8 protein-coding genes are annotated in these 8,766 nt (G+C 63.3%); 4 read left to right on the forward strand and 4 right to left on the reverse strand.

Going from position 1 to position 8,766, the window contains the following annotated elements; all coding sequences use genetic code 11:
* On the reverse strand, positions 1-456 hold a 456-nt coding region (locus tag EOA33_RS14950), incomplete at its 3' end, for a DUF995 domain-containing protein (protein ID WP_127405963.1).
* 443 nt (positions 457-899) lie between these two features.
* Between EOA33_RS14950 and EOA33_RS14955 the strand changes: the two genes are divergently transcribed.
* On the forward strand, positions 900-1,826 hold the full coding sequence (locus EOA33_RS14955; RefSeq protein ID WP_126055614.1) for a lysylphosphatidylglycerol synthase domain-containing protein: 927 nt from the start codon (positions 900-902) through the stop codon (positions 1,824-1,826).
* Complete coding sequence (locus EOA33_RS14960; protein ID WP_126055615.1) at positions 1,823-2,866, forward strand: glycosyltransferase family 2 protein; 1,044 nt, start codon at positions 1,823-1,825, stop codon at positions 2,864-2,866. Before EOA33_RS14955 ends, EOA33_RS14960 begins: the two co-directional genes overlap by 4 nt.
* A 394-nt stretch (positions 2,867-3,260) precedes the next feature.
* On the opposite strand, the gene EOA33_RS14965 is transcribed toward EOA33_RS14960, so the two are convergent.
* A complete protein-coding gene (locus EOA33_RS14965; protein WP_127405964.1) occupies positions 3,261-5,681 on the reverse strand; it encodes a sulfatase-like hydrolase/transferase in 2,421 nt (806 codons plus the stop codon).
* Between the two features lie 5 nt (positions 5,682-5,686).
* Between EOA33_RS14965 and EOA33_RS14970 the strand changes: the two genes are divergently transcribed.
* Entirely contained in the window at positions 5,687-5,983 is a 297-nt protein-coding gene (locus EOA33_RS14970) for a hypothetical protein (RefSeq protein WP_127399715.1), read from the forward strand.
* Positions 5,984-6,056: 73 nt separating this feature from the next.
* Here EOA33_RS14970 and EOA33_RS14975 read toward each other — a convergent pair whose 3' ends face one another.
* On the reverse strand, positions 6,057-6,797 hold the full coding sequence (locus EOA33_RS14975; protein WP_126055617.1) for a hypothetical protein: 741 nt from the start codon (positions 6,795-6,797) through the stop codon (positions 6,057-6,059).
* Between the two features lie 146 nt (positions 6,798-6,943).
* Entirely contained in the window at positions 6,944-7,462 is a 519-nt protein-coding gene (locus tag EOA33_RS14980; protein WP_245455529.1) for a hypothetical protein, read from the reverse strand.
* A 234-nt stretch (positions 7,463-7,696) separates the two neighbouring features.
* Here EOA33_RS14980 and EOA33_RS14985 point away from each other — a divergent pair.
* Positions 7,697-8,766, forward strand: a 1,070-nt coding sequence (locus EOA33_RS14985) for a glycosyltransferase (protein WP_145989150.1), incomplete at its 3' end; no start/stop codon positions are given.

Here is an 8,766-nt window from a genome sequence, read left to right on the forward strand (position 1 = left end):
GCGGGCCGTATCGAACTCAATGCTCTTGGCGTCGCCTTCCTGGAACTTCCGATGCTCGTCGGCGGCATTGCCAGAAGCGTGCTTGAAGCTGTACCACCCGCCACCGGGCTCCATGCGCTGCTCGACATTGCCGTTATGGATGCGATGGCTGAAGCAGGTGCGGATCGGCGTCGCGGCATAGGTCTTGGACCGCCAGACAAGCTCCATGCACATCTTGCCGTCATTGGTCAGCAGCCATCTGCCTTCAGCGATGGAGGTGGAATCCGGTTTCGCCGTCCAGGCGCGCAGGCGCCTGTCCTGCGCGAAATAGGCGGCTCCATCCGCCCAGTTCCACGTGCGATCCGCGTAGTAGAGCTGCATCTCGAACGCCGTTGGAACGGCCTGGGCGGGGGCACGATCCTTGGCGGCTGCCATATTCACGGCAGCGGCAAGCTCGCCACACGCAATGAGAGCCATCAGCCAGGCGCGCCTCGCAAATGGACGGTGCCGCGCCCGACTTTCCGCTTGATATGGCAATGCGTTTTGAGCAGTCGGTATGGTGCGCGGTCGCATGTTGGTGGTCGCCTCCCCGATCCAGCGCCAACACGCACTCCAAGCCTTCCCCAAGGCATCGCAGTTGCCGCCCCCGCCCGCTATTAACCGCCACGCGCAGAGCGGTGTCAATCGGCGTTGTCGAACGGATCGAACACACCTTCTCGACGGGCCGGAACCAAGCTTGTGGATTCCAACAGGCTGCTAGTCTATAGGAGCAGCCGCATCGAAGGAGCCGCGGCCTTTGGGCTTTGGGCCTACGGGCCGCCGACAACCGGCAATGGATCCGATCCCCGGCCGATGCCGGGAATAGCGGACATCATCCGATGCCCACCGGAACGCGGTGGCGGAAGCCTGCGGAGAATTGGTTGAAACGAGCAGTCTCGATAGTCGTTACCCTGGCGCTGCTGGCCTGGCTTGCCAGCGACGCGCGCTGGAAGATGGTGGGCGACGCCTTCGACCGCGTCACGCCCGCCGCCTTCGTGGCCGTGGCCGTTGCCTTGTTCGTCACCTACGTGCTGCGCGCGCTGCGTGTCTGCGACGAATTCCGCGGCGAGGTGAACGGCCGTTTCGGCGCCTGCCTGCGCGTCATCCTGATCCACAACGCGATGATCAATGTCGTGCCCTTCCGCGGCGGCGAGACGGCCTTTCCGCTGCTTTTGCGCCAGGTTTTCGGCATCCCGATCATGCGCGCCAGCGCCTCGCTGCTATGGTTCCGGCTGCAGGACGCCTTCGTCGTCGGCATCCTCGCGTGCCTGGTGTGGCCAGGGCTGCATCCAGCGCTGCGGGCTGCGGGGATCGCGGCGCTGATGGTCGTCGCCTGGTACCTGCCCCGCTGGGCGCGCGCGCCGCACGACTGGGCGGGGCGCGGCCGGGTGGTGGCCAAGCTCGGCCGTATTCGCGACATCTTCACCGAGGCGACGGGACGCTCCCGCTACGGCTGGTGGTGGACGGTCGCCAACTGGGCGCTGAAGCTTTCGGTGCAGGCATGGCTGCTGGCGCTGATGCTGGGGACATCCTTCACGACCGCCTTTCCGGGCGTGGTCGGCGCCGAGGGCGCGGCTATCTTGCCGGTGCAGGGCGTCGCCGGCTTCGGCACCTATGAGGCGGGCGCGGCGGCGGCATTGCTCACCTCCGGCATCGCCTTGAAAAGCGGCCTGCAGGCGGCGCTCGCCCTGCATCTGTTCATCTTCGGCTCGGCCATCGCCACCGGCGCCATCGCCTGGCTGTTCCCCTCGAAATCAACGCTACCGGAAGATCCGGCCGCGGAAGCTGCAAGGAAGCCCTCGCTATGAACCTGCTGCCCATCCCTGCATCGGGTTTGCCCGACGGCGCGGTCATGCCCGAGCATAAGCTCTCGATTGTCATTCCGATGTACAACGAGGCCGACAATGTCGAGCCCCTGCTCGCCCGCATCCATCAGGCGATGGAAGGCTACAGCCAGCCGTGGGAAGTGGTGCTCGTCGACGACGGCAGCACGGACGCGACGCCGGCTGAGATCCGGCGGCTCGCCGCTGAATACGGGCCGCACGTGCACGCGGTCGAGCTGGTACGCAACTACAAGCAGACCGCCGCCATGCAGGCAGGACTCGACGCTGCGCGCGGCGATGTCATCGCCACCCTCGATGGCGACCTGCAGAACGACCCGTTCGACATACCGCGAATGGTCTACCGCCTGCTCAACGAGGACCTCGACCTCGTCGCCGGCTGGCGCAAGGACCGCCAGGAGGGCTTTCTGATGCGCCGGCTGCCCTCGCGCATCGCCAACAGGTTGATCGCGCGCGTCACCGGCGTGCGGCTGAAGGATTATGGATGCAGCCTGAAGATCTTCCGCGGCAGCGTCATCCGCAGCGTCAGGCTCTATGGCGAGATGCACCGCTTCATCCCGGCCTGGCTGGCGACGGTGACGACGCCGCGGCGCATCGCACAGGAAGTGGTGACCCATCATCCGCGCATCCACGGCCAGTCCAAATACGGCATCTCGCGCACCTTCAGGGTCGTGCTCGACCTGGTGTTCATGTATTTCTTCATGCGCTACCGCACGCGGCCCGGACATTTCTTCGGCGGCATCGGCATCGTGCTCGGCGCGGTGGGCTCGCTGGTGCTTGCCTATCTCCTGTGCCTGAAACTGTTGCTCGGCCAGGACATCGGCACGCGCCCGATGCTGTTCACCGGTTTCTTCCTGCTTATCGCTGGGGTGCAGATGGTGACGTCCGGTGTGCTGGCGGAATTGCTGGCGCGCGTCTATCACGAGGCGAACGGGGTGTCGGCTTATGTCGCGCGGCCGCGGCCGGATGAAAGCGACAGCGACGGCTGGTATCGCCTGGCGTCATGATTTGACCGGACTCTCATGGAACTTGCGCCAGCAATATCCCACCAAGGCCCAGGCGCGGCAGCGCGACGCTAGAACCTGCCGCGGTTGCGAGGTCGAGGACGGGCTGCGGAAGTTCGTCGACTGGTACCGCAGGCAATGGCGGCCGAGGGCAAGAGGCAAGGCGCAAGGCCTGCGCCAGCCTCTCGCCCTCGGCTCGCGCCCCCCGGCGAAAGATCTGTGTCGCGAACAGTGGTCCGAATGCCGACTGCCTGTCTCGCTGCTCCGGAAATATTAGAGGGGGCTGATTAAAATTCAGGCAAACGGCGTGGTGAGCACCGTCTTTAACCGCCGTGCCGGATATTATTAGAATGCGAACGATCGTCCGGGCATCGAGGGGCGCCCCGCCCAACGCCCCCTACACGCATCCGTCGACAAACGGGCCGTTCACCCACAGCGATCCGTTGTTGTACATGCTGGTGCCGCTGCCATCGGTGTAGCCGGTGGCCCGGTTGTCGCTGTGTAGCCTGCTGTTCGGCACCAGCTGGCCGTTCACCTTGACGCTCTTGATGAACAGGTTGCGATCGCCTGGCTTGCCCTGCCCAGCCCACAGGTCATTGGCAAAACGAAGCTCGATCAAATGCGGGCTGGCCACGGCGCTGAGGTCGACACGGAACGGTTTTGCATCCGCCGAAGCCGCCTGCAGCTCGGCGCCGATCTCGTCGGGCGTTACGGCCTTGCTTTGCACGCCCGACACGTTGATCTGGGCGACGGGCTTGCCATCCACCAGGACATCCAGGCGCGGCGGTCCTTCGAACTCCGTGCCGGTGGCGTCGATCTCCAGGTTGGTGACGGTGCAGCGCGCGGTGTTTTTGGCCTCGGCAGCGACCAGATCGGCGACGCGCCGCCGCTGCGACTGCACCCATCCGGCGATCGGCTGCAGCAGCGCGTTGCGGTCGCTTTTGTCGTTGAAGAGATTTGTCCGCTCGTCGGGATCGGCCTTGAGGTCATACTGCTCGACCTTGCCGGTGGTCGCGTTGAAGACGACCTTGCGGTCGTCCTCGCGGTAGCCGAACAGGAAGCCAGCCCAGGGATTGAAGAAGAAGGTCTTGTTCGGCCGCTGCTCGCTGAACAGGCTGCGCCCCTGCCACTGCTTGGGCAGCGGAAGACCGAGTATGTCGAGGATGGTCGGGGCGATGTCGACGATGCCGCCGACGGAATGCACGACCTGATCATGGAAGAGATGCTTGTTGATCATGATCAGCGGGATGTGGACGTTCTCCTCATAGATCGCGCTGGCATGGACATAGTCGTCATGCTCTCCGAACGCCTCGCCATGATCGCCAAGGATCACGACCAAAGTCGAATCGAGCTTGCCCGACTGCTTCAGCGACTCGAGGATTTCGCCAAGCGCCGTATCGCCGACCTTGAGGGCATTGAGGTAGGCATTGAATTTTTCGTCGTCCGAGTAGTGGACCAGCCCGGTGTGGGAGGAAGGCGCCATCTTCGAGAACATCGGGCTGTCGGTGATGTAAGGATAATGGGTCATCGCCGTGAACATGATGGCGAAGAAAGGATTCCCCTCGTCCTTGTTCATCCAGTCGATGGTCGACTGCGCCGTGCACAGATCACTGTTGTAATCCATGTTCTTCCACTGCTCGGAACTGAGCTTGAAGGTGGGAGTGGCGCATTTCTGCCCGCGATAATCCTGGATCGCATCAAGCCCCTTGTTGAGCAGGAATTCGTCGACGCGCTGGAACCGGGAATCCGCGCTCCAGAAGAAGCCGGTGCGAAAGCTGTGCGCGGAGAGCGTGTTGGAGATCGAATCCAGCGGCAGATACGGATGCTGCATCGTCATGCCGTAGTATGAGATGTCGTTGTACATCGAGGTAAACAGAGAAAATAGCGAGTAATGCGTGGAAGGGGCATGCGCGTAGATGTTGTCGAAGCGTATGGAGTCCGCGGCATAGCTCTTGATGTTCGGCGTGACCGGGTACTTGCCGCCAAACGTCTCGATGTATTTTGACGGCACCGACTCCATCATGAAGATCAGCACGTTCTTGATGGGATTCGGCGTCGGCGCCTTGAAGCTGGAGGTTTCCGGCGGACGCTCGCCGACGCTGGCGACATCTGGATCCTTGTCGTTGGCGCTCATGGTCAGCACCACCGGCGTCGGACTGAGCAGGGCCGATTCGACGAAATGCACGATCGGATTGTCGATCTTCGCCGCCGGCAGCGCTTCCGCATGCACGTGATAGCCCGTGCCGACCAAGGCGCCCGCGACGCCGAGCACGAGTGCGCCCAGAAGGACCCTGTGACCGATGACACCCAGCCGCAGCCACAGTCTGGCCGCGGCAGAGCCGAGAACAAGCACCAGGGCGATGGACACCGACAGGATAGCGACTTCCCTGAAGTTGAGCGCGTCGCCCATGGCGTTCCTGGCGTCCGCATTCTGGAGGAAGTCGCCATAGACCAGCCACTGGAAGGTGAACGGCTCGCCCAGCATCTTGACCAGATTTATGTTCGCAAACCCCCAGCTCAGCGACACCAGGACGGCAAGGTAGAAAAGGAAGAAGACGACGGCGGACCCAAGACGGCTGGCCTTGAGCAGAAAGAGCAGGATCAAGGCTGTCACCGTCATCGACGCTATGACGACGAGGTCGTAGTAGCTCGATGCCAATCCCTTGGGGATGGATGCCACAAGGCCCCCAAGCGTCGTTTGCGGATCGACGATGATGCTCCGGTAGACGCCAAGCAGCAGCCACGACAGCAGACCAGTGCAAATGATCTGCAGGCTCATGCGCCGGAAACGCACGTCGCGCGCCGAAATCGGGCTCACCTTCGATGCTCTCCGGACGCTCACGGCTCTGCCCTGCCCGCCATGCCGGTACGGCTCGCCGAGCCAGTGCCGCCAATGATGTCGGCAATCGCAGCAACACTCATAGGAATACCCGCCGCCAGTTTGCGCTTCGGCCCGGCCACGGCCAAAAGCCTTCAAACCCCCATGACAGAATCGGTCTGCGCCGAAAAAGAGTCAACAAAATCAAGCATGCGTTAACCAAGCTTGTTGAGGATTGGTTAACCGAACGCCTGATCGACGCAGCTTTTGGCCCGCCGCCTGCCGGTCCGGACATCGGCTAAGGGTCGGAAGCCGACGAACTTTCGACGCAGGGCGACGGCGGCGCCGCGACCGCCCTCGCCGCCCGCACCGCCCTCACCCCAGCGCGTATAAAGCTTCCGTGGAAATGGCCCTGAAATAGGCGGTGAATTCCCAGTAGTTCTCGATGCGCTCGGCAAAGGGGCGCGGCGGCGACTTCAGGGTCTCAGTCTTGAAACGGTCGAGGCGCTGGGAGCCGCCGAGATAGGCTATGATGGCATTTCCGACCAGCGGATCGGCGATGTCGCCATAGTGGATCGGGAAATATGGCTGCCCGGTCTCGAACAGCACGGATTTGATCTTGGCCCGAAACAGGTTGAGTTCGTTGAGGTAAGAATTAAACCGGTCGATGTCGAAACGCACTTTCTTGCGGTCATCGCCAGCGGGCAGCGGCTCCGAGGCATCGACAGTCCAGACGCCGGACGCCTCGGCCTCAAGCAGTGAAAGGAAGGACGCGACCGGGTTCCTGACGAGCCAGAGCTTCTTGACGCTGTCGTCTTCCAGCACCGGAAGAATGGCCGGCCGCGTCTGCTCGGGAAATAGGTGGAAGCCGACAAAGCGGGCCACCGGGTCGTCGAAGATCCGCGCGATGAATTGCTCGGGGTCGGCGTCACGCACCTCGACGGCCTCACGGGGCAGGTTCATCTTCTCGTGGTAGTCGTTGCGCAGGCCGACAAAGGTCGAATTGAAGACCTCGCCATGCATCACCATCCCGTCATACTGATTGAGATGGCGGTTGAGCGCTTGGGATCCGGTCCTTGGCGAGGCGATAAGCACGAACTTTTGACATGGCTGCATTCGCACGAGGCCCGCGAAGACGACGACGGCACCGAAAATACACCAACGACCCCTTGGATCAATTGCACCGCCGCAGCATGGATCGGCGATGGCGGGCGCTGCCCAGCGCCCGCCATCGTGATGCTTTTCAACACTGGTTCGCGGGATCAGCCGCCGCGCAGTCGGGTCGGACCGAGGCTGGCGATGGTCGTGCCGCGCTGTTCGGAAGGACATGTCGGCAGAAAGCGGCTCGCATCGGCGTAGGTCATCGTCGCGATGGAACCCTTCAGCCCGCCGCGCTTGGCGATCCAGCCGCGAACCCAGCCGGGATAGTTCTTCATCATGAAATTGGCGGCCACCTGGTTGCCGCGCGCGCCGGCGCCATACGGCAGGTGAAAGCCGAACGACGCGCGCTGCGTGATGCAGACCTTGCTCCTGGGCATCGACAGATAGAGTGTGCAGGCCGAGTCGCAGGCGCCGCTGAAGCGCACGAAGGTGCCGCTGCGGCGCATCTTCAGCGCACGGATAGCATAGTCGATCACATAGCCGCCGCGGTCGCCGCTGATCGTCTTGACGTTGGCACTGCCGAGGTTGATGCGCGGCCGCATAAGTTGGTCGGCGGAGCTCGCCGAGACCGTGGCGCCCATTACGACGAGCGCACCGAGAAACATCATTGTCGTTTTCATTTGCGCCTCCTGATATGCCGTCATGACTAGCCAGGAGCCGTAAAGATTGCTTATGCCGCGTCGCTAAAGTTGTAACAGTCGTTTGATTGCACAGCCATTTTAGGAACTGCTTGAGGACTTGGTTTACCGACAGCGCAGAAGCATGATCACCAAAAAGTAAACCTGGCACGGGCATCATGACGGAAGGGATCGCGCCGCGGAGGCGCTTGCGGTGGAACTGAACAAGGAATTTCGATGGCCGTTGGTGGCAAGGAGCTAAGGCCGTTGCAGCCGGAAGGCGGGCGTCGCCGCGTCTGTGTCATGACGAGCGTGATCGGCCGTCGCGGCGAAGACGAAGCGGCCATGGTCGCGCTGGCCAGGCTTTTCGCCGCGGACGGCGACGAGGTCACCCTGCTATGGGTGCCGGGCCAGCAAGAGCCCTCCTCCGAAACGATGGCGGCGCACCGCCACGCGCTGGAGACGACCTCGGTCCGGCTGCATGTGCTCGACAGCTCGGATCGGTTGCTGCCCTCGCTGGCGACGCCCGAGAGCCGGTCGGCCGCCGTGCTGCACTATCTCGAACGGTCCGGCCACGACCTGGTCTATGCGCCGCTCGAGGGCGGGCTGCCCTACTTCACCTTGCTCGCGGCCGAGACAGCAGCGTTCACCGCGCCGCCCATCGTCATCGTCGCCCATGCTCCCGCGCAATGGGAGCATGAAGCCGACAAGGCATTCATGGACAGCACCTCGGCGATTGCCGTCGCCTTCATGGAGAAATATTGCGCCGAGATGGCCGACGGGACGATCTGCGTGTCGGCAGCCTTACGCAGGTGGATGGTGTCGAAGGGCTGGAAGGCCAGGAAGTTTTCGGTGATACCGCTGTTGCGGGACGCTGTAGACCCTGCCGGCGCGCTGCCGTCGACCGGCAAGGGAAGCGCAAGCGAGCTTGTCGTGCTGGCCGGGTGGCGGCATCGCGATGGTCTGACGCTGTTGTGCGATGCGCTGGACATCCTTGCGACGGCGGCGCCCAAGGACCTTAGCATCACCGCCTTTGGTCCGTTCGGAAGGATCATGGGCGAGCATAGCGGCGGACTGGTTGTGCGGCGCGCCGAGCGATGGCCGTTCAAGCTTAACCTGTTGGCGAATGCGGACCTGAACACAAGGCTCGACCGTGCCGCCAGGACCGGGGCGCTTGCGGTCGTTCCCGCGCGGGCCGCATCGACCGGCGCGACCGTCGCAGCCTGCATCGAGGCGGGGTTGCCGGTCGTTGCGACCAATGTCGGCGCGAACGCCGAGGCCTGGCTGGCCGAGGCGGGGCCGCCCGG

Origin of the sequence: Mesorhizobium sp. M4A.F.Ca.ET.050.02.1.1, from assembly GCF_003997725.1 — a bacterium.
Classification (GTDB): Bacteria; Pseudomonadota; Alphaproteobacteria; order Rhizobiales; family Rhizobiaceae; genus Mesorhizobium.